Source organism: Laedolimicola ammoniilytica, assembly GCF_025567165.1.
GTDB classification, from domain to species: domain Bacteria; phylum Bacillota; class Clostridia; order Lachnospirales; family Lachnospiraceae; genus Laedolimicola; species Laedolimicola ammoniilytica.
Genome location: NZ_JAOQKC010000011.1, coordinates 65,658 through 87,703, shown reverse-complemented (window position 1 = coordinate 87,703; position 22,046 = coordinate 65,658). Strand labels below are relative to the sequence as shown.

The window sequence follows — 22,046 nt, the reverse complement described above, 5'->3', positions numbered from 1 at the left end:
TACCATGATAAAGTTAGGTCTGAATACATGGCTTTGGGCTGTAACCTTCGGTGAAGAGGATTTGTATTGCATTGATGAAATTGCTAGGCTGGGGGCCGAAGCAATTGACTTGTCTGTAAATGACCCGTTTCATTTTCCAGCTGCAAAGGTGGCAGAGAAGTTGAAACAGTATGATATGGAGGTCATTGTGACTACGGCCATGTCAAAGGAGTACAATGCAATTTCACCGGATCCGAAGGAAAGGGAAGCAGCTCTGGTCTACATGAAAAAGCTTCTGGATGTGGCACACGAGGTGGGAGCAAAGATTGTGGGCGGCGTTAATTACGTAGGTTCCGGTTATCATACGGGAAAGCCCCGTACCCAGCAGGAAATCGACTGGGATGTGGAATATCTGAAGCAGGCGAGTGAGTATGCAGCCCAGTATGGTATTACCATAGCGCTTGAGGCTATCAAACGTTTTGAGTCGCATTTCCTGAACCGGGCGGAGCAGGCATTGGAGCTCATTGACCTGGTGGGAGCAGACAATATTAAGGTTCATCTGGATACCTTCCATATGAATATTGAAGAGGACGATATCCCCGGCGCTATCCGGTTATGTGGCGACAAGCTGGCATACATGCATTTGGTAGACAGCAATCGCGGTACGCCTGGTATGGGACATATCCCGTGGTTAGACGTATTTAAAGCATTGAAGGATATTGATTATCACGGAGCGGGTTGCGTGGAAACTTTCAATCCACAGAGATTAGATGAAATTGCGCCGCTTACCTATCTGACAAGACGCTTCGCAGATACGCCGGAAGAGCTGGCGGAGCAGGGACTGCGTTACTTAAAGGCAGCCCGGACTATGGTTTACGGCGTATAACATGTATCAGGTTCTGACCGGGGCGACCGGTGAACATAAAAACTTTTTCTATAATAAAAGGAGGAAGAACATGAAAAAGAAAGTAGTAGCAGCATTGATGAGCGTGGCTATGGTAGCTACACTGCTCGCAGGATGTGGAAGCAAGGCAGAGGATACAACAACTGCAACTGACACAACAGCAACAACAGAGGACACAGCTGATAAGGCAGACGAAGCCGCAGCGGATACCAAAGAGGGCGGACACAAGTTTGGTTATACCTACTGGGCAGCATCTGATTTCTTCTCAACGATTGGCGACACCTTAACTGAGATCGCAAAAGAAAATGGCGATGAGGTTATCGTTGTTGACGCACAGCAGGATCAGTCTAAGCAGATCAGCATTATCGAGGACTTTATTACACAGGGCGTTGACGCCGTATTCCTGAACCCGGTAGACCGCGAAGGCATTGAGCCGGCACTGGATATGCTGGCAGAAGCAAACATTCCGGTTGTAAATATTGATACAGCTGTTGCAAATCTGGATAAGGTTAAATCCTACGTGGCATCTGATAACTATGGCGCTGGCGTACAGTGTGCAGAGAAGCTTATTGAGCTCGTTCCGGATGGCGGCGAGGTAGCAATTCTTGACTACCCGGCAAACTCTGCTTGTGTAGACCGTGTAAACGGCTTCACAGATACTATCAAGGATAAGGGTTACACCATCGTTGCTCAGCAGGATGCTCAGGGTAAGCCGGATCCGGGTCTTTCCAAGACACAGGATATCCTGCAGGCTAACCCGAACATCGTAGCAGTATTTGGTTGCAATGATCAGTGCGCTCAGGGCGCTTACGCAGCTATCAACGAAGCAGGCTCCAAGGCAATTATCCTTGGCGTTGACGGTTCTCCGGAAGGCAAGGAGTACATCTCTGAGGGTGGTGCTTTTGTAGCAACAGCAGCTCAGTCTCCGAAGAAGATGGCAGCTGATTCTATCGAGACTGCATACAAGATTCTTGCCGGCGAGGACTATGAGACCAACATCGCAGTTCCGACCTTCATCATCGACAAGAGCAATGTAGCAGATTACATGGATGGATGGCAGTAAGTCCATATAGGATAGACAAGAATAAAGTTCAATAAGCAATAAAATCAGAGTTGTCCCGGCGGCTGCGGGAGTGGCAGCTGGGACAACTCTTTAGAGTCAGAATAGGAGGAATCGATTTGAGCACCTTACTGGAAATGAAAGGTATTTGCAAATCGTTCAATGGCGTTCCGGCTTTGCGTGATGTTCAGCTCACGCTGGAAAGCGGCGAAGTTCATGCCCTGCTGGGTGAGAATGGAGCAGGAAAATCCACGCTGATCAAGATTCTGGGCGGTATTTACAGCAAGGATTCCGGCGAGGTATATATTGACGGTAAGCAGGTTGAAATTACAAATGTAAAAGAAGCGCGGGCAAACGGAATCAGTATTATTCATCAGGAGCTGATGATGCTGCCGCAGATGAGTATTTATGAAAACGTATTTCTGGGACAGGAATACAAGAATAATGGTTTTGTAAAGCGCAATGAAATGATACAGAAGACACAGGAAATGCTGGAATTCTTCTCTTTGGATCTGGATCCGAGGGAGAAGCTGGGTCGTCTGCCGATTGCACAGCAGCAGATTATTGAGATTATCCGGGCAATTTCCTTTGGAGCGCGTATTATTGTTATGGACGAGCCGACCTCATCCCTTTCGGATAAGGAGGTTGAATTCCTCTTTAACGCAATTCGCCGTCTGAAAAAGCAGAATGTAGGAATTATCTATATTTCTCATAGAATGTCAGAGCTGGATGAGATTGCGGACAGAGTAACAGTTATGCGTGATGGCGGGTATGTTTCCACTGAGATTGTAAAGGAAGTTACCCGTGAACAGTTGATTACGAAAATGGTAGGTCGTACATTGGGCGACTATTATATACATACCCACACACCTTCAGACGAAGTGGTTTTTAAAGTGAATGATTACAGCGATGGAAATATGGTTCACAACGCTTCCTTCGAGCTGAAGAAGGGTGAGGTTCTTGGATTTGCAGGTCTGGTAGGAGCGGGTCGAAGTGAACTGATGAATGCAGTCTTCGGTGTATCTAAAAAAACCTCCGGCAGTCTGGAGATGGATGGAAAACCTCTGGAAATTCACGGCGTAAAGGATGCCATGAAGGCAGGTATTGCGCTGGTTCCGGAGGATCGTAAATTCGAAGCCCTCTATCCGGATCAGAGCGTACGTTATAATATGACCATTGAGGTCATGAATAAATTCCTGAAGGCAGGAAGCTATAATAAGAAGACAGAAAAGTCTATCGTGGACGAGTATGTGGAGAAGATGTCTGTGAAGCTGGCATCCCCGGAGCAGAAAATTGTACGTCTGAGCGGAGGAAATCAGCAGAAAGTGATTATTGGCCGTTGGCTGGCTACGGATCCGAAGATTCTGATTCTGGACGAGCCGACACGAGGCGTAGACGTCGGAGCAAAGATGGAGATTTACGACATCATAGATAATCTGGCTAAGGAAGGCGTATCTATCATCGTCGTTTCATCCGAACTTCCTGAAGTACTGGGAATCTGCGACAGGATTGTTGTTATGGGTGAAGGAAAGATTCGTGGAATCTTAGACCGCGAAGAAGCAAATCAGGAGAAAATCATGTCTCTTGCAACGACTGAGTCATAGAATGACAGGTCAGAAAGGAACAAAAAATGAAAGAGAAGAAAAGCGGAATTCTGGGCTCTTCATCAAGCCTGGCTGTTATAAAAAATAATTTGGGATTGCTGATCGCCTTTTTAGTACTTTGCGTTGGCGCGACAGCAGTTTTGGGAGATACTTTCTTTGCATGGAAAAACTTTTCCAACGTTATTAAACAGTTATCAACCAATATGTTTCTTGCCTGTGGTATGACGCTGGTTATTATGCTCGGCGGAATCGATCTTTCCGTAGGCTCTGTGATTGCTATGGTAGGCTGCTTTGCGGCAGGATTTATATCCTATCTGGGATTGCCCTCCGGTGCAGCTATTTTACTGGCAATTCTGTTGGGAGCATGTCTGGGACTTTTTAATGGTGCGGTTGCCGCATTCACTACGATTCCGCCGTTCATCATTACACTGGCAACGATGAATATCGGACGTGGTATCGCGCGTGTATACAGTGCTACAAAGACCATTACAGTAAGCGATTCCTTCTTTAAATCTATTGCCGCTACTTATGTGGGACCGATTCCGATTCAGGTTATCTATATTGTAATTGTAGTAGCTCTTACAGCAGTGATCCTGAACCGTACGCAGCTGGGACGCCACATTCTTGCAACCGGTGGTAACATGCAGGCCGCTGCATATTCAGGCGTCAATACAAAGGTTGTTACGTTGTTTGTATTTGTATACAGCAGTATTCTGGCTTCCCTGGCAGGAATTATTTCATCCTCACGTCTGTTTTCCGGTACGCATACGGCAGGTGAGAGTGCAGAGATGGATGCTATCGCAGCCGTAGTTCTGGGCGGTACCAGTATGGCCGGTGGTTCCGGAAGTATTTCGGGAACAGTATTCGGTGTATTTATCATCGCTATCCTGAATAACATTATGAACCTGTACGGTATCGATGCTTCCTGGCAGTATATCGTAAAAGGTATCGTAATTATGATTGCGGTATTCATCGATTATTTCAAGAGCAGAAACGAGAAATAGTTATGGAAAAAGAAGCTTATACCAGATGTTTGAAGGAAACCTTTGCCATAGAAGCAGAGTGCCTCAGAGAGGGCGCGGCGGCAGTGGATATGGATGAATTTGAAAAAGCGGTTAAGCTGTTGGCGGAGGCTCCGAAAATCGGAGCCTCCGGTTGCGGTCATTCGGGAATTGCCTGTAGGGATTTTGCACATTTGATGTGTTGTATCGAGCGTCCTGCCAGATTCATATCTCCGGCAGAGGCAGTGCATGGAGCTACCGGTTTCCTGGAGGAAGGCGATGCGATGCTTTTTCTTTCCAGGGGAGGGAAGACAGGAGAACTTCTCCCGATTCTGGACATCTGCAAAAAAAAGAAGGTTCATGTGATTACGGTAACAGAAAATCCACAGTCGCCCCTTGCCCAAAATGCGGATGCTGTCCTGAAAATGCATATTACCCGGGAAACTGACAGATATAACAGTCAGGGAACTACCAGTACCACGGCGGCAATGGTGATTTTTCATGCATTGCAGGCTGCGCTGATAGAAGAAACCGGTTTCCGGAATGAGAGCTTTGCTCTGATTCATCCGGGGGGAGCTATGGGAGAAAAACTAAAGAAAGAATTTGAAGTACATTAATATCAAGAAAGCAGGCTGCTTACAACATATGTAAAACAGCCTGCTTTTATAGTTATTTAGCTTTCTTCTGTATGCACCCTTGGCAGCGTAAAGATAAACTCTGTCCCTACGCCTTCCGTGGAAATGGCGTTGATATGCTCCCCATGGGATGCGATAATCTCTTTCACGATAGAAAGTCCCAGGCCGGTGCCCTTTTTGTCTTTGCCCCGGGAGGAATCAGTCTTGTAGAAGCGCTCCCAGATTTTCTTCATGCTGTCCCTGGGAATGCCGACGCCCTGATCCTTTACCGAGATAAATACCTTTTCGTGCCGCAGGGTTGTCTCGATGGTGATGACAGAATTGTCCGGACTGAACTTGATGGCGTTATCCAGAAGGTTGTACATAACCTGTTGAATTTTGCCCATATCTGCGGACACAAACTGCTGTCTGGCGTCGAAGAGCAGCTCCATGGAAATGTGGCGGGCCGTACAGCGGCCTTCAAAGGAGGCTACCGTATCCTTAATGACGGCGTTGATATCGAAATCGGTGATATCCAACCGGTTTTTCTTGGTGTCAAAGGAATTTAATGTCAGAAGACCGCTGGTCAGCTTGTTCAGGCGCTCCGTTTCCATCAGAACGATACGAAGATATTTTTCCTGCATTTCCGGCGGAATGGTACCGTCCAGAATCGCTTCCACGTAGCCCTTGATGGAGGTCAGGGGAGAGCGGAAATCGTGGGAAATATTAGCCACAAACTTTTTCTGGTATTCATCGGTTTCGCCCAGCTCATGGGCCATATAATTCAGCGTAGCGGCCAGCTGGCCGATCTCATCCTCTCCGGCGATCTTCAGGGCATAGGAGAAATTTCCCTCCGCGTACTGGCGGGCGGCCAAAGTAATCTTAAGCAGCGGCCGGTATACGGCGAAGGTAAAGACGCCCAGAACCAGCAGGGAAAAGGCGAAGATAAAAAGCAGCGTGAGGTACGTGATATTCAGCAGCGAATCCCGCTTCTCAGTCAGCACAGACATGGGCATATGAATCAGCACATAGCCCCGGGGCTTAAAATTATAAGTGACGGGCGCGGCCACCGAGAGAGTATCCTCCCGGAACATACCGTAGAAACGGCTGATCATATAGTAATTGCTGCCCATATCCGTGGGGTCAAAGTCCTCGATGACCGTGGCGGACTCGCTGGAATAGTTTCCTGCGGAGTTGACCAGTACCGTGCCGTCCGTGTTCATGAGCCAGATATCAGCGTCCAGATAAGTATCCAGCGCCTGAAAATGGGAATGAATCGTAGCCAGGGAGCGGGAATCCGCAGCGTCCGAGTAATAGTTCCGCACGAAATTCGAGGAAATATAGTTGGCTTCCCGATACAGATCCTCCGCCTCTTTTTCGGTCAGGTAATTCAGCGTCATCTGGGAGCTGAATACCGCGATGGTAAAGAAGCTTAAGAAGCCGAAGATCATATAGGCCAGTATGAATTTCAGGTAAAGGGAGTGCTTCATCATCCGTTATCCTTTGACGTCAAATTTGTAGCCGATGCCCCAGACCGTGGTCAGACTCCAGCTGGGATGATCTCCGATCTTCTCCCGGAGACGCTTGATGTGGACGTCCACGGTACGGGTGTCGCCGATATACTCGTAGCCCCAGATGTGGTCGAGAAGCTGCTCTCTGGTAAACACCTGATTGGGAGAGGAAGCCAGAAAATACAGAAGCTCCAGCTCCTTGGGCGGCATATCCACGGGCTTGCCCTGATAGAGCACGGAATAATTGGTCTGGTTGATGACCAGATCCGGGTATTCCACGATCTTGGCGGCAGGCGCAGAGGGTTCCGCAGGCTTCACAGGCTGATACCGTCGGAGCACGGCCTTAACCCGGGCCACCAGCTCCTTGGAATCAAAGGGCTTGATGATGTAGTCGTCCGCGCCCAGCTCAAGCCCCAGAACTTTGTCAAAGACTTCGCCCTTGGCGGACAGCATGATGATCGGCGTGTTGGACTTGGCGCGGATCTCTCTGCAGACCTGATAGCCGTCGATGCCAGGCAGCATCAGATCCAGTAGAATCAGCTGGGGCTTGAAGGTATCGAAGACCTTCAGGGCTTCCTCGCCGTCATTTACAATCATGGTCTCATAGCATTCTTTGGTCAGATACAGAGAAATCAGCTCTGCAATATTGTTATCGTCGTCGACGATGAGAATTTTCTGTTTTGCTACCATTCTTCTACTCCTGTTTAAAGGTTGCAATCGTAACGCCTGCGTCGCCCTCGCCGAACTCGCCCAGGCGGTAGGATTTTACATATTTGTTGCGCTTTAAGAGACCCTGTACGGCCTTCCGGAGCGCTCCGGTACCTTTTCCGTGTACAATGCGGATGGAAGGAAGATGGGCCAGGTAGGCATCGTCCAGATATTTATCCAGATGGGCCAGAGCCTCGTCCACGGTCATGCCGATGAGGTTGATCTCGGTGCTGACGTTAGCGGACTTGCTCATCTTAATCTTGCCCGCGCTGGTGCGCTGGAACTGCTTGGCGGTGATGACAGCCTCCTCTACCAGCTCCAGATCGGTAAGCTTCACCTGTGAGCGCAGGATGCCCATCTGCACATAGAGATTGCCCCGGGCGTCGGGCAGGGTGCTGACGGTGCCCTGCAGGTTCAGGCTCAGTACCTTTACGGTATCGCCCAGGTGCAGGTCGGAAGCTTTCAGCGCCTTCTTCGGCTTCTTTGCCACATCTTTGGCCATGGCCTTCTCGGTCTTCTTCATGCGCTCCCGTAGCTTGGCGCGCTCTGCCTCCATCTCGCTTGCGGAAATGTTAGCCTTGCCAAACTTATGGAAATTCTTCATGGTCTCATCGGCATAATCCTTGGCCTCCTGCAAAACCTGTCGTGCCTGCTCGTTAGCCTCCCGTAAGATGCGGTCGCGCTGGGCTTCCAGCTTCTCCTGCTTTTTCTCCAGGGCTTCCCGGAGAGAGCGGATCTCTTCTTTATGCTCCTGAATCTCCGCCTGCTCCATCTCGATGGTGCGGCGGCTGCTCTCCAGATCGGACAGCAGATCCTCGAAGCTTTCGTTCTGTTCGCTTAAGTGGCCTCTGGCATCCTCGATGAGAAAGTCGGGCAGACCCAGCTTCCTGGAGATGGCAAAGGCGTTACTCTTACCCGGGATGCCGATGAGAAGCCGGTAGGTGGGGCTCAAAGTCTCCACATCGAATTCGCAGCAGGCATTTTCCACGCCGTCAGCAGAGAGGGCAAAGATCTTCAGCTCGCTGTAATGGGTGGTGGCCATGGTGCGGATGCCCATTTTATGCAAATGGGACAGAATCGCGATAGCCAGGGCCGCGCCCTCGGTGGGGTCGGTTCCGGCGCAGAGCTCGTCGAAAAGCACCAGTGAATTTAAAGAAGCCTCGTTCAGAATCCGGATGATATTGGTCATATGGGACGAGAAGGTACTTAAGGACTGCTCGATACTCTGCTCATCGCCGATGTCCGCGTACACGTCGTCAAAGACGGCCAGCTCGGAATTCTGGGCGGCAGGAATATGGAGTCCGGCCTGTCCCATCAGGGTCAGAAGGCCGGTGGTCTTCAGGGAGACGGTTTTACCGCCGGTGTTGGGGCCGGTGACGATGAGCAGGTCGTATTCCTGGCCCAGTCGGATCGTGACGGGCACGACCTTCTTCGGATCCAGCAGCGGGTGGCGGCCTTCCTTAATATAGATGCGCCGGTTTTCATTGAACTCCGGCCGGGTGGCCTTCATATCCTTTGCCAGCCGCGCTTTGGCGAAAATGAAGTCGAGAATGGTCAGAATCTCATAATCCTGGGTCAGCTCTTCGGTGCAGAGGGCGGTCTGGTTGCTTAAGGATTCCAGTACATGCTCGATTTCCTCCTGCTCCTTCAGGTATAATTCCTTCAAATCATTATTCAGTTTAACGACAGCCATGGGCTCCACGAACAGGGTGGAACCGGTGGAGGACTGGTCGTGAATCATGCCGGGCACCTGGCTGCGGTATTCGGCCTTAACCGGGATACAGTAGCGGCCGTTTCGCTGGGTAATGACAGCATCCTGCAGATAAGTCCGCGCGGAGCCATTGACCATGCCGGACAGGGTCGAATGAATCTTGTCGTTGGCTGCCAGAATGGAGCGGCGCACGTGGTGCAGGGCGGGGCTGGCGTCGTCGCTTATCTCGTCTTCCGAGAGAATACAGCGGCGGATTTCGCTCGAAAGCTGGGTACAGGGCTCCAGCGTGTCAAAGAGTGGATCGAGGGAATCCGGATCTTCCTCCCGTCCCTCATTCTGCCGGGCATACTGTTTGGCCCGGGCCGCGGTCTCCAGAAGGGAGCAGATATCCAGAAGCTCCGGGATATTTAAGGTGCTTCCGATTTCCAGACGCTTCAGGGAAGCGCGTACGTCCCTGGTGCCGGAGAAGCCCACGCCGCCTCTGCGGTAAAGTCTCGTCAGGGCGTCCTCAGTCTCCTGTTGTGCGGCCGTAATCGCCGCCAGATCCTGCATGGGTTCCAATTCCATACAGCGTTTGCGTCCGCCTGCGCTTCCCGCTTCGGCGGCTAGACGCTCGATAATTTTATAAAATTCCAGTGTGTGATAAGCTTTTCTATTCATAATACCCAAAGTATACCGCAATTTGAATGGAATGAAAAGAGGGTTTTTCTTTGTAGACACCTGTATAAAAATGTATTAAAATATGGATATCGAAGATTGCAGAGAGAAAGGTTGTTCCTGCTTGCAAAGATGCGCACTCGGCGCAGCGGTTTATGGAGAAAATCTGCGGAGGATTTTTATGGCTGAAGACAGAAGATCGAACAATGAGGAATTTTCCTTTATCAAAGAGAAGATAAAAAAGCAGCCCTTTTACCAGACCAGGCGGTTCCGCCAGCTCTGCTACTGGCTGCTGGTGGCGGTTCTGTGCGGCGTAGTGGCCAGCTTTGTGTTCGTAAAGGTACAGCCCTTTATGGAGCGGACCTTCGGACAGGATGAGAAGAACGAGATCACGATTCCCCGGGACAATGACGAGCCGGATGAAGTGGCGCAGGAGCCGGCCGCGGACCCGGTGATCATCACGGAGCCCCAGGAGCTGGAGCTGAGCGATTATCAGAAATTGTATACAAAGCTGAAGGCCGTAGCCGGCGAGGTAAATAAGAGCCTAGTGACCGTGATGGCGGCCAGCAGCGACACGGACTGGTTCAATGAGATCTACGAGAGCCGCCGGGAGATCAGCGGCCTTCTGGTGGGCAACAACGGTGTGGAGCTTCTGGTTCTGATCCCCTACGAGCCGGTGAAGGATGCAAGCCTTTTACAGGTCACCTTTGTAGATGGAACCAGCCAGGAAGCGGTTCTGAAGAATTACGACCGGGTAACAGATCTGGCTATTGTAAGCGTGAATCTGGCGGCTGTGGATGACAGTACCATGGAGGCTGTGAAAATCGCGGATCTGGGCAGCTCCAGGAATCTGAAAGCAGGCGACAATGTGATTGCCGTGGGCAGTCCTGCAGGCTTCGCCGGTTCCCTGAAGTTCGGCAATCTGGTGGGGCCGGGCCACAAGACAAGTGTCATCGACGGAGAGTACCGTCTTCTGATTACGGATATGGAACGCTCCGACGGCGGCACCGGCGTGCTGGTGAATCTGGACGGCCAGGTCATCGGCCTTATCGAGGACACTTATCTCCATGCCTCCAACGAGCGGGCGATGACGGCCTACGCCATTTCCGATATGAAGGCAGTCATCGAGCATCTGTCCAACAGCCAGGATCTGGTGTACATGGGCATCAAGGGCAGCCAGGTGACTGCGGAGATCGCGGAGATCCAGGGCATTCCCACGGGCGTCTATGTGTCCAATGTGGAGCCGGATTCCCCGGCCCTGAACGGCGGCCTGCAGGCGGGCGATGTCATCACCGAGATTAGCGGCAAGACCGTCGCGGGCGTGACGGAGATTCAGGAAATGCTGCTGAAATTCTCCAAGGATCAGGTAATCCGGGTGAAGGTCATGCGCCAGGGCAAAGAAGAATATAAAGAAATTACGTGCAGTGTGAAGCTGGATGTGTTAAAATAGTGGGCTGTATGAAATCATGAGGAGAGAAAGAAATGAAATATATTGAAAGCATTCGGGAAGGCGAACGCATTTCCGGCATCTATCTGTGCAAGCAGCGCCAGTCTGCGGTTACAAAAAATGGAAAATCCTACGAGAACCTGATTTTACAGGATAAGACAGGCGTGGTGGACGCCAAGATCTGGGATCCGAATTCCCAGGGCATCGACGATTTCGAGGCGCTGGATTATATCGATATTATGGCAGAGGCCACCAGCTTCCAGGGCGCGCTGCAGCTGAACGTAAAGCGCGTGAGAAAGGCCCGGGAGGGCGAGTACAATCCGGCCGACTATCTGCCGGTCAGTGAGCGTGACATCGAGGAGATGTACCATGAACTGATGGGCTACGCCAACCAGGTGCAGGAGCCCCATCTTCGGGCTCTCTTAAAGAGCCTGTTCGTGGATGACGCTGAGTTTATCCGGGGCTTCAAGTTCCATTCCGCAGCCAAGACGGTGCATCACAGCTTTGTGGGCGGTCTTTTGGAGCATACCTTAAATGTGACGAAGCTCTGCGAATATTATGTGCGGAATTATACCTATCTGAACCGGGATCTGCTGTATACAGCGGCCATGTGCCACGATATCGGCAAGGTCTACGAGCTGTCTGAGTTCCCGGAAAATGACTATACGGACGAGGGCCAGCTGCTGGGCCATATCGCCATGGGCAGCGAGATGGTGGCGGAGCGGGCCCGTCAGATCCCCGGATTCCCGAAGAAGCTGGAAAATGAACTGAAGCACTGCATCCTGGCCCACCATGGCGAGCTGGAGTATGGCTCCCCGAAAAAGCCGGCCCTGGCGGAGGCCATGGCGCTGAACCTGGCGGACAATACGGACGCGAAGATGGAGACCATGAAGGAGATCTTCAAGGCAGCAGGCACCAATACCGGCTGGCTTGGCTATAACCGTTTCTTTGAGTCCAATCTGCGTAAGACGGAGGTTTAAATTGAAAAAGAATGATTTGGTGGAAGTGACAATTGAATCCATGGGAAGCGCAGGAGAGGGGATAGGCAAAATCGATGGCTATCCCCTCTTTGTGAAGGATACCTTTCCCGGAGACAGGGCGCGGGTGAGCCTGACCAAGGTGAAGAAGACCTACGCTTTCGCGCGCCTGGTGGAACTGCTGGAGCCGTCCCCAGACCGGGAGGAGCCCCGCTGCGCCCAGCACCGGCGCTGCGGCGGCTGTCAGATTCAGGGACTTTCCTATGAAAAACAGCTTTTATATAAAGAAGAAAAGGTGCGGGAGGACTTAAAACGCCTGGGCGGCTTCGCGGAACCTCCGGTGAATCCGGTTCTGGGCATGGATGAGCCCTACCGCTATCGCAATAAGGCCCAGTTCCCCTTCGGAAAAGACAAAGAGGGACGTATCGTGACCGGCTTCTACGCTGGGCGCACCCACAGCATCGTGCCGGAGACCGACTGCGCCCTCGGCATCGAGGAGAATCAGACCATTTTGAACATGATCCTCAACTTTATGAATGAGAATCATATTGAGCCTTATGATGAGAATACAGGCAAAGGCCTTCTGCGCCACGCGCTCATCCGGAAGGGCTTTGCCACTGGTGAACTGATGGTAAGCCTGGTCATTAATGGCAGGAAATTTCCGCAGATCGAGAAGCTGGCCGATTTCCTCTTCACGATTCCGGGTATGACCAGCCTGACCTTAAATGTAAATCAGAAGAACACCAATGTGATCCTGGGCGACGAGATCATCCCGGTGCGTGGTCAGACCTGTATCACCGACAAAATCGGCGATATCAGTTATCAGATTTCGCCCCTGTCCTTCTATCAGGTGAACCCGGTGCAGACTGAGAAGCTGTATCGCACTGCGCTGGAATACGCGGGCTTGACCGGTCAGGAGACCGTCTGGGAGCTCTACTGCGGTATCGGAACCATTTCCCTGTTCCTGGCCCGGAGCGCGAAGAAAGTCTACGGCGTGGAAATTGTGCCCCAGGCCGTGGAGGACGCGAAACACAACGCCGAATTAAACGGCATTTCCAATGTGGAATTCTATTTGGGAAAGGCAGAAGAGGTTCTGCCTGAGCGATACGAAAAAGAAGGCATCCACGCCGACGTCATCGTCATCGACCCGCCCCGGAAGGGTTGTGACAGCGCCTGTCTTACCACCATGCTGGCCATGGCCCCGGAGCGCATCGTCTACGTGAGCTGCGACCCGGCCACCTTCGCCCGGGACCTGAAGATCCTCTGCGCCGATGGACGTTATGAGCTGATCAAGGTACAGCCGGTGGATATGTTCCCCCAGACCGCGGGGGTGGAGAATGTGGGACTGCTGGTGCGGAAAAATAGTAGAGAAAATTAAGGTAGCGAAGATTGATTTCGCTCTGAATAATGCCTATAATATTGTCAAGAATGATTACGGAGGAATCCACTATGACAATGAAAGAAATGCCCGTGCGCAGACCTCTGCCTGTCGGCGTCTCCGACTATCAGGACGCTTGTACCCACTATTATTATGTGGATAAAACCCTGCTTATCCGTGATTTACTGGATGAACGGGCCAAGGTGTCCCTGTTTACCCGGCCGCGCCGTTTTGGCAAAACATTGAATATGGATATGCTTCGGATCTTTTTTGAAAAAAACGATTCGGATACGTCGGTCTATTTTAAAGATAAAAAAATCTGGTTCTGTGGCTCTTTTTACCGGGAGCATCAGGGAAAATATCCAGTCATTTTTCTTTCCTTCAAAGATGTAAAATATGCGTCCTGGGAGGAAACCTATCAGGCGCTTCGGAAGCTGATTACATTGGAATTTCGACGGCATGGAGAGCTGCTGTCCAGTACTTTGCTCAGCAGTTACGAAAAAGAAGATTTTTCCCGTCTTGCGACAGAAACGGCAAGTGAGATAGACTATCAGATGTCCTTACGTACATTGACGCTATTGCTCCATAAGCATCATGGAACAGCGCCCCTCGTCATCATTGACGAGTATGATACGCCAATTCAGCAGGGACATATGAATGGCTTTTACGACAGGGTTATCGGATTTATGCGAAACCTGTTTTCCGGAGGATTGAAAGACAATCCGCATTTGAGCTACGGCTTTTTGACCGGTATCCTTCGCGTGGCAAAAGAAAGTATTTTCAGTGGATTGAATAATCTGAAAATTAACTCGATTCTGGATGAACGTTACAGTGAGTATTTCGGCTTTACTTCAGAAGAAGTAAGAGCTATGGCAGAGTATTACAGGGCTTCTGACAAATATCAGGAGCTGTGTGACTGGTATGACGGGTATCGCTTTGGCAATACGGACATTTTTAACCCCTGGTCTGTGATTGGATATTTTAATAATAACTGTCGCCCCAAAGCTTTCTGGCAATCTACCGGTAATAATGATATTATTCGCGAGGTACTGGCTTTAGCCACGCCAGACATTATGGAACGACTGGAATTACTGATGAAAGGCGGCTCCTTTGTTACGCATATCGACACGGGCGTAATCTATCCGCAGATTCAAAAAGAACCTTCTTCCGTGTACAGCTTTCTGTTGGTAGCAGGTTATCTGAAGGCCGTGAACGCTGACCAGCCATATGGCGAAGATTATATGTGTGAAGTGGCATTGCCGAATAAAGAGATTTCTTTCGTCTACAGTAAAGAGATTCTATCTCAGATGGAAGCTGTGATTCCGCGTTCAGAAGCAATTGCTATCCAGGAAGCCATCTACAAAGTAGATATTCAGGCGTTGCAAAAGGCTCTGGAAAATTTTCTGCTTCAGACTATCAGTTTTCATGATGCGGCAAATGAGACCTTCTATCATGGACTGATTCTGGGAATGTGCGCGATTATGGATAACAGTTATCGCATCACCTCGAATCGGGAAGCAGGAGAGGGACGATTTGATATCCAGATGCTTCCGTTGAATAAAAAACTTCCGGGGATTCTGATAGAGCTGAAGGCTGGGAAAAACTGTTCAGAAGCACAATTGAAAGCTTTGGCTCAGACAGCTTTACAGCAGATTACGGATCGCTCTTATACCGCTGATTTCAGCGCGGAGAATCTGACGTCTGCTATAAAAATGGGGATTGCGTTTTCTGGCAAACGGACACGGATTGCCGCAGAGCAGATAAATCTGGTATAAAGAAAGGGTATTCTTTTCCATTAGAAAGGCGGAAAAGAATACCCTTATTTTCATTCGGAAATACCGATATGACTGTAAATAAGATGTTCAAAATCTGAAAAATTTTCGCAGCTGCGAATTTCCTGAATCATAGTGGCATCCGTAAAAAGAGAGATCAACGATTCATATAAATCCCGGAAAGCCTGCTTGTCAGCTTTATTAATAGCAAGAAGAAATACGATATGTACGGTATTACTTCCCCATTGAAATCCTTTACGGGAAATGGCAACAGCAATGCTGGTTTTGACAGCATCCATGTCTGCGGAATGAGGAATTGCAACATTACCGAAAGCTGTAGTAGCAGCGGTCTCTCGCTTCATTACATTATTTTCAAAATCTTGGTTTACATAATCTTTCTGCAAAAGCTTCTGACACAGACAATGCAGAATATCGTCCCGGTGAGAAAATTCTGCGTTGGTTTCAAATAAATCTGCTTCAAAAAAAGTATGAAAATTTTTCTTTAATCGTTCATTTTTATCATGATCTTGTTTTTTGGTAATGGCTTCATAAATTATATCATACTGTGCGTTCAGATTAAAAGGTGAGAGAAGGATAACATCGCATTCCCAGGCTTTCTTCAAAGGAATGGTAGTAAGAAGCAGAGAAAAAGACTGCTCCTTCAGTTCAGCTTCGTCGCATACACTGCATATGATGTCCAGCCAGTTGCCGAAATTGAGAAGTAATTTATTTAAAAGTTCATTACTCAGAGTTCTGTAATCGGGGCATAAAAGCGCGGTACGAATCTTGGAACGGGTTGTATTCTGACGTTCAAGCTCGGCTCCGATATGAATGGCTAGGAAAGCGATTTCATCTTCCGGAATAAGAATATGAAATCGTTCCATTAAGTCCAGACCAATATAGATGGCAATATCATATATAAGCGGATTGTTCAGCTTGATAGATTCTGCCATGGGGTTTTTGGTATAATTTCCCGTTTGGGCACGGAGCAGCAGATTTTCCAGATGCAGAGTAAAGGCTGTAGTAAAACGTTCATCACTTAGATTGACAAGATAATGATTGTTTACCTGCTCCACATAATAATCTGTCAGTGTCAATAGCTTATCTGTTACATACTTTTTTAAATCCTCTCTCGAGGTTGGAACAGAGGAATTTGCATTTACCTTAAAAAGCATATAAATTTCCTGCTGTTCAGAGGCGTTTAAATGAATCGGAAACCGTATTTCCAGTTGTTCCAGAAGCTCTTGAACCAGGAGGGATTCGGCCTTGGTTATTTCTGGAAGATTCGTCTCCATATGGTTTAACACATTCCCGTTAATATTCCGGTCAATGATAATGCAGAGCTGTAAAAGAAGATTTAAGGCTGCAAAATCATTCAGATAATAATTATGCTTACGGAAAAGCGAGAGAATGATATCGCGAAGCTCCCGTACGGGGATGCTTTCACGGAAACATTCCTCCAACTGCTGCATATCAATGAAACGGTTCTGACTTTCTTCACTGATAATATAGCTGATAAGTCTGCGCTTGTCCTTTTCGCTCCCTATAATTTTCAGACAGTCATTCTTACATATAAAAGAGACATGATAGGCAGAAAAGGACTTATTCATCTTTGTGATTACCGTCTTCAATGTAGAATAGCTAATACACAGATAGTCGCAGAGATCGAACAGATCCAGTTGGGGTGTATGCCCGAGAATCAGACTCTTAATGATATAAAATGCCCGTTCTTCTCCGGTTTGCGGTAGCTTTTCCTCATTCTCGTCGAGCAGAAGGTGGTAAGACAATTGGTGATTGAGCTGGTAGCCCTGACGGGAAGAAAGAATGATTTTTTTGTTATAAAGAAAGTTAATATCACTGACGTAATTTTTTACAGAACGCGAAGATATCTGAAGAGCGTTAGCCAGTTCTGTGCTTTTGATGGGATGACTCTGGCCGGACAGATATCTGAGCAGTTCAGTCTGTTTTTTCTTCATTCCGTTTCCCTTTACTGTTCTGTTGGTTTATAAGATTTTTTAGATCTATATTATAAAGCAGAAATATTTTAGAAAACACTCTTTTTTTTCACTGTACGGGGCAAAAGCATAGATCATAATTTTTCCCTGTATCGGGGAAAGACGAAAGTTTTCTGTTCTGCACGCTATGGGGAAAATGTCAGGTTGAGCGTCAGGGAAAATTCCTGCATAATATAGATATCGACAACGGGACGTCCAACCGATATGAGAAGGAGAAGATAAAAATGGAAAATATCAAAGTTTTATTATGCTGCGGAGCTGGAATGTCAAGTGGATTCCTTGCAAGCAGCGCAAGAAAGGCAGCTAAAAAGCAAAAGCTTCCGATTAGTGTAGAAGCAAGAAGTCATTCAGAGGCAATGGAATTGCTTGGAACGATTGATGTAATGCTGCTGGGCCCCCATTATGCGTCCGAACTGGAAAAATTTCAGGAAATGGCAGCGCCTTATAAGGTCCCGGTACAGGTAATACCGCAGGATATATACGCTATGCTGGACGGAGAGCGTCTCTTAAAGCTGGTTACAGAGATTATGGAAAGTAGAAAAGAGGGTTAAAATGAAGAAATTTATGAACTGGTTATCTGATTCTTTTGCTCCTGCAGCAAATAAATTATTCAGCAGACCGTGGCTGTCAGCAGTTTCCGGATGTATGCAGAAAGTAGTGCCGTTTATTCTGACTGGATCGGTTGTATATGTATACAATGTGGCGAGATATTATCTGCCGTCTCTTCCAGATCTGTCTCCGATTGCATCATACAGTTTTGGACTGATTACATTGATTGTAGCATTTATGATGGGAAATCAGTGTATGGAAAAGCTGAATCATCCGGAATACACCATCAATGCCGGACTGGCTTCCGTGTGTACCCTGTTTATGAGTGTTATGCCTACAGATGAAAACGTGGACAGCGTATCTGCGCTGATGAGCAATCTGGGCGCATCGGGAATTGCTGTAGGCATGATTATCGGACTTATGGTCAGCATCATTTTCCATATATGGGGTAGGCTGCGGTTTTTAAAAGACAGCAGCATTCCGGATTTTCTGGTTTCATGGATTAATACGATTCTGCCGTTTGTTATTTGCCTTGCACTGGGAATGGTTTTATTTCAGGCGCTTGCTGTAGACCTTTTCCAGGTGGTGCTTGGTATGCTTCAGCCGGTTACCAGTTATGCGCAGACCCTGCCTGGCTTTATTCTTATCTGTTTCATTCCGGCCTTTTTCTATACACTTGGTGTATCCAGCTGGTTATGGGATGCTGTGACAATGCCTATTTTTCTGGCAGGTATTCAGGCAAATATCGACGCGGTAGCTGCAGGTCAGCCTGCATTAAATATTGTTACGTATGAGGCAACCTTTACGATGGCATTTGTAACCATCGGCGGTATGTGCGCAACGCTTGGCTTGAACCTTCTGATGTGCGTGTCAAAGTCAAAGCAGTTAAAGACAATGGGGCGGGTGTTCCTGATTCCCTCTATATTTAATATCAACGAACCGGTTATGTTTGGCGCGCCGGTTGTATTCAACCCGATTTTGATGCTTCCTGCATGGATTAATGCGATTATTGGACCCGTGTATGTATGGGTATTGATGAGCACTGGGCTTTTAAATATCCCGTCCAAGCTGATTCATGTGGGACAGATTCCGGCTCCCTTCAGCAGTATGCTTGTAACAGAGGATTTCCGCGCGGTGATCTGGTGGATTATTTATCTGGCTATCAATGTGATGGTATGGTATCCGTTCTTCAAAGTGTATGAGAAATCCAAGCTGGCGGATGAACAGGCCGCATAAGAAACACGATAATGGAAAATGAAAGAATACGGGGAAATTTATCTATGGGTGAGGAATTTGAAAATGAAGAAATGGTAACGGCAGCCATGCAGATTATTATGAATGCCGGAGACGCAAGACTGAAGGTTAAGGACGCATTGAAGCTTGGAAAAGCCTTTGACTTTGAAAATGCCGGTGCAAAAATGGAAGAAGCGAGAAAATGCATTGCACAGGCGCATCATGCACAGACAGATATTATTCAGAGTGAAGCAGGCGGAAAAAAGTATGAATTCAGTTTGCTCTTTGCTCATGCACAGGATACGCTGATGACCATTATGTCAGAAATTCAGATGGCGGATGAGATGTTGGATATTCTGAAAATTATAAGTGAAAAATAGGAGGAACATATGAAAAATATATTTCCGGAGAATTTTTTATGGGGCGCTGCAACCAGCGCCTATCAGGTAGAAGGCGCTGCTTATGAGGATGGGAAAAAGGCGTCTCAGCAGGATATAATTAACCGGGAGAATTATCAGAAATATGGTTTTGCCAATGCGGATATTGCCAGTGACCACTATCACCATTTTCGGGAGGATGTGGCGTTAATGAAAGAAATGGGCTTTAAGTCCTATCGGTTTTCTATTTCCTGGTCCAGAGTTTTTCCCGACGGCGTAGGTGAAGTGAATGAAAAGGGAATTCAGTTTTACCGGGATTTGATTGATGAGCTGCTAAAAAATGGGATTGAGCCGATTGTAACGCTGTATCATTATGATTTACCCTGGGCATTGGTGGAAAAATATGGTGGCTGGATCGATCGTCAGGTTGTAGATGACTTTGCGTATTTTTCTGGTTACATTATCAATGAGTTTAAGGATAAGGTAAAACTGTGGACAACCATCAATGAGCAGAGCATTATCGTTCAGTATTGGACGCAGAAATGTTATATTCCGGAGCAGTATCGGGATAATAACCAGCTGAGATATCAGATTAATCATCATATGAATCTGGCACATGCGATTGCGTGTAAACAGGTGCATGAGATGGTTCCGGGCGGAAAGGTAGGAGCGGCTTTGGGTTATTCGCCGATTTATCCGCTGACATCCTGTCCGGAAGATATGATGGCTGCATTGAATGCACATGATTTAAGAAACTCTTTTTACCTGGATATTTATTTTAAAGGAACTTATCCAAAAGCAGCAATGATTTATCTGGAGAAGCATGGCCTGGCTCCGGTAATTCAGGATGGCGATATGGAGCTTATCAAAGAGGGGTATTCGGATTTCCTTGCGCTGAATTATTATGCAAGTGAATGTGCGAAAGCGTGTCCGGAGGGAACGAAGGAAATTCGGTATAATGGCGTGAACCGTTCTGGAAAGAAAGGCGATATTTCCGGTTATGAGACGCATCCGGGATTCTATGAGATGTGTAAAAATCCGAATCTGGATACGACAGACTGGGATTGGAGTATCGATCCTACAGGACTGGAATATCTCCTTCGCGATTTATATGAACGCTATGGTAAACCGTTGATGATTACAGAAAACGGAATGGGCGCTTTTGACAAACTGACAGAAGATGGAAAAATTCATGATGATTACCGCATTGAATACCTGAAAGCGCATATTCAGGCTATGGGAAAGGCAATTGAATACGGCGTGGAGGTATGGGCATATTGTCCGTGGTCTGCATTGGATCTGATTTCCACCAGTAATGGTGTGAAAAAGCGCTATGGATTTATCTATGTGGATCGTACAGATGATGATCCGAAGGAGTGCCGCAGAATCCGGAAGGATTCCTTCTATTGGTATCAGAAGGTTATCGAGAGTAACGGAGAAAAATTGGATTAGAGGAATGCAGGTATGGAAGAGTTTATCAGATTATATGATGAAGCAGTAGCGATACGGGGGAAAAGAGAAATTTCTTCCTTTATCACAGCGGGAAGTGTAGCAGCAGCTCTGCTGACAGAAAATGGGAATATCTATGTCGGTGTATGTGTAGATACTTCGTCTTCTATAGGAAGCTGCGCAGAGCGGAATGCGATCACCAGTATGATTGCTCATGGAGAGCACAAAATCCGAAAAATCGTAGCAGTGGAGTCGGGCGAGCGCGTATGCCCTCCCTGCGGCGTGTGCCGTGAATATATGATGCAGCTTGGCGAGGATAGCAAGGATATTGAAGTCCTACTGGAATTGGATTGCGAGAAGGGCACGATGAGAAGTGTTCGTTTACAGGAACTGGTTCCGGATTGGTGGGGATATTCCAGATATTAAAGTTAAGAAGAGCCTACAGAGAAAGCAAGAGTATTGCATAAAGGCGGCTACAGACGGGATAGGACACTCCATAAAGGGTGCGCTATCCCGTTCGCTGTTTTATCGCTCCTCCATCCGCGTCCCGCACTTTGGGCAGTACGCGAAATCCTCTTCCGTCTCATACCCGCAGGCCGGGCAGACGTGGCGGCGCGGCGGGTTCTGCCAGCCGCTTCGGCCGTTGTTTCCACGCCGGATCAGGGTCATGTCCTCCGGGCGGATTTCCACGGATTCCCCGTGTTGGATCTGCTTTCCGACCTCCGGATCCAGCTCGTAGAGGCTCTGGCAGCAGGAGGTCCGTACATAATAGCGTTTGCTCCATTTTAAAATAGGGATAAAAAACAGGCTCAGGCACATATAAGTGATGTAAACCTGATAGCGCCCGTAGCTGCCGCAGGCTCCGCAGATATAGGGGCCGAAGCTTCCCAGTTCTTTTTCTTCCTGATTGATTCCACAGATAAAAAACATCAGCTTTTCTGTCCTTCCATAGTAGTCTGATTCATAAAAGCCATATTAGTGTTATCGTCCGATGCCGCCCAGGGCGATTCCGAGAACCGGCACCAGGAAGCCTACCGTTCGTAAATGATAAGTTCAGTATAGCATGCTTTACTGGAAGTTTATAGAGAAAAATGGAAATG

Annotated in this window: 19 protein-coding genes; 14 read left to right on the top strand and 5 right to left on the bottom strand. The window is 48.2% G+C overall.

What is annotated here, in order from left to right:
* Nucleotides 1–4 precede the first annotated feature (4 nt).
* The 5 genes from OCV63_RS09670 to OCV63_RS09650 all read left to right on the top strand — a co-directional run bounded on the left by OCV63_RS09670 (nt 5) and on the right by OCV63_RS09650 (nt 5,165).
* A complete protein-coding gene (locus OCV63_RS09670) occupies nt 5–865 on the top strand; it encodes a sugar phosphate isomerase/epimerase family protein (RefSeq protein ID WP_158363621.1) in 861 nt (286 codons plus the stop codon).
* 70 nt (nt 866–935) lie between these two features.
* The gene (locus OCV63_RS09665) at nt 936–1,946 is read left to right on the top strand and encodes a sugar ABC transporter substrate-binding protein (protein WP_158363620.1); all 1,011 of its coding nucleotides are present in this window, start codon (nt 936–938) and stop codon (nt 1,944–1,946) included.
* Between the two features lie 110 nt (nt 1,947–2,056).
* Entirely contained in the window at nt 2,057–3,547 is a 1,491-nt protein-coding gene (locus tag OCV63_RS09660; RefSeq protein ID WP_262670777.1) for a sugar ABC transporter ATP-binding protein, read from the top strand.
* A 26-nt stretch (nt 3,548–3,573) separates the two neighbouring features.
* On the top strand, nt 3,574–4,551 hold the full coding sequence (locus OCV63_RS09655) for an ABC transporter permease (RefSeq protein ID WP_158363619.1): 978 nt from the start codon (nt 3,574–3,576) through the stop codon (nt 4,549–4,551).
* A 2-nt stretch (nt 4,552–4,553) separates the two neighbouring features.
* Nucleotides 4,554–5,165, top strand: coding sequence for a KpsF/GutQ family sugar-phosphate isomerase (locus OCV63_RS09650; RefSeq protein ID WP_158363618.1), 612 nt, complete (start codon nt 4,554–4,556; stop codon nt 5,163–5,165).
* A 56-nt stretch (nt 5,166–5,221) separates the two neighbouring features.
* Here the strand turns inward: OCV63_RS09650 and OCV63_RS09645 are convergent, their stop codons facing one another.
* Genes OCV63_RS09645 through OCV63_RS09635 form a run of 3 tightly spaced genes read right to left on the bottom strand, consistent with a single transcriptional unit; the run spans nt 5,222 to nt 9,752 of the window.
* Entirely contained in the window at nt 5,222–6,652 is a 1,431-nt protein-coding gene (locus OCV63_RS09645) for a sensor histidine kinase (protein ID WP_158363652.1), read from the bottom strand.
* A 6-nt stretch (nt 6,653–6,658) separates the two neighbouring features.
* Nucleotides 6,659–7,363 carry a response regulator transcription factor gene (locus OCV63_RS09640; RefSeq protein WP_158363617.1) on the bottom strand — a complete coding sequence of 235 codons (705 nt, stop codon included), beginning with the start codon at nt 7,361–7,363 and terminating at the stop codon, nt 6,659–6,661.
* A gap of 4 nt (nt 7,364–7,367) precedes the next feature.
* Nucleotides 7,368–9,752 carry an endonuclease MutS2 gene (locus tag OCV63_RS09635; protein ID WP_158363616.1) on the bottom strand — a complete coding sequence of 795 codons (2,385 nt, stop codon included), beginning with the start codon at nt 9,750–9,752 and terminating at the stop codon, nt 7,368–7,370.
* Nucleotides 9,753–9,930: 178 nt separating this feature from the next.
* Here OCV63_RS09635 and OCV63_RS09630 point away from each other — a divergent pair, with 178 nt between their 5' ends.
* The 4 genes from OCV63_RS09630 (at nt 9,931) to OCV63_RS09615 (ending at nt 15,326) form a co-directional block, all read left to right on the top strand.
* On the top strand, nt 9,931–11,199 hold the full coding sequence (locus OCV63_RS09630; RefSeq protein ID WP_262670772.1) for a S1C family serine protease: 1,269 nt from the start codon (nt 9,931–9,933) through the stop codon (nt 11,197–11,199).
* A 32-nt stretch (nt 11,200–11,231) separates the two neighbouring features.
* A complete protein-coding gene (locus OCV63_RS09625; RefSeq protein ID WP_158363614.1) occupies nt 11,232–12,176 on the top strand; it encodes a 3'-5' exoribonuclease YhaM family protein in 945 nt (314 codons plus the stop codon).
* Between the two features lies 1 nt (nt 12,177).
* Nucleotides 12,178–13,551: a 23S rRNA (uracil(1939)-C(5))-methyltransferase RlmD gene (gene rlmD, locus OCV63_RS09620; RefSeq protein WP_158363613.1), complete on the top strand. Its 1,374-nt coding sequence runs from the start codon at nt 12,178–12,180 to the stop codon at nt 13,549–13,551.
* A 71-nt stretch (nt 13,552–13,622) separates the two neighbouring features.
* The gene (locus OCV63_RS09615) at nt 13,623–15,326 is read left to right on the top strand and encodes an ATP-binding protein (RefSeq protein WP_262670771.1); all 1,704 of its coding nucleotides are present in this window, start codon (nt 13,623–13,625) and stop codon (nt 15,324–15,326) included.
* A 50-nt stretch (nt 15,327–15,376) separates the two neighbouring features.
* On the opposite strand, the gene OCV63_RS09610 is transcribed toward OCV63_RS09615, so the two are convergent.
* Complete coding sequence (locus tag OCV63_RS09610; RefSeq protein ID WP_158363611.1) at nt 15,377–17,299, bottom strand: BglG family transcription antiterminator; 1,923 nt, start codon at nt 17,297–17,299, stop codon at nt 15,377–15,379.
* Between the two features lie 263 nt (nt 17,300–17,562).
* Between OCV63_RS09610 and OCV63_RS09605 the strand changes: the two genes are divergently transcribed.
* The 5 genes from OCV63_RS09605 to OCV63_RS09585 all read left to right on the top strand — a co-directional run bounded on the left by OCV63_RS09605 (nt 17,563) and on the right by OCV63_RS09585 (nt 21,372).
* Nucleotides 17,563–17,889: a PTS sugar transporter subunit IIB gene (locus OCV63_RS09605; protein ID WP_158363610.1), complete on the top strand. Its 327-nt coding sequence runs from the start codon at nt 17,563–17,565 to the stop codon at nt 17,887–17,889.
* A 94-nt stretch (nt 17,890–17,983) separates the two neighbouring features.
* Complete coding sequence (locus OCV63_RS09600) at nt 17,984–19,123, top strand: PTS transporter subunit EIIC (RefSeq protein WP_262670770.1); 1,140 nt, start codon at nt 17,984–17,986, stop codon at nt 19,121–19,123.
* Between the two features lie 44 nt (nt 19,124–19,167).
* Nucleotides 19,168–19,500 carry a PTS lactose/cellobiose transporter subunit IIA gene (locus tag OCV63_RS09595; protein WP_158363651.1) on the top strand — a complete coding sequence of 111 codons (333 nt, stop codon included), beginning with the start codon at nt 19,168–19,170 and terminating at the stop codon, nt 19,498–19,500.
* Between the two features lie 9 nt (nt 19,501–19,509).
* A complete protein-coding gene (locus OCV63_RS09590) occupies nt 19,510–20,949 on the top strand; it encodes a glycoside hydrolase family 1 protein (RefSeq protein WP_158363608.1) in 1,440 nt (479 codons plus the stop codon).
* A 12-nt stretch (nt 20,950–20,961) separates the two neighbouring features.
* Entirely contained in the window at nt 20,962–21,372 is a 411-nt protein-coding gene (locus tag OCV63_RS09585) for a cytidine deaminase family protein (protein WP_158363607.1), read from the top strand.
* Nucleotides 21,373–21,471: 99 nt separating this feature from the next.
* On the opposite strand, the gene OCV63_RS09580 is transcribed toward OCV63_RS09585, so the two are convergent.
* The gene (locus tag OCV63_RS09580; protein ID WP_158363606.1) at nt 21,472–21,876 is read right to left on the bottom strand and encodes a zinc ribbon domain-containing protein; all 405 of its coding nucleotides are present in this window, start codon (nt 21,874–21,876) and stop codon (nt 21,472–21,474) included.
* Nucleotides 21,877–22,046 lie beyond the last annotated feature (170 nt).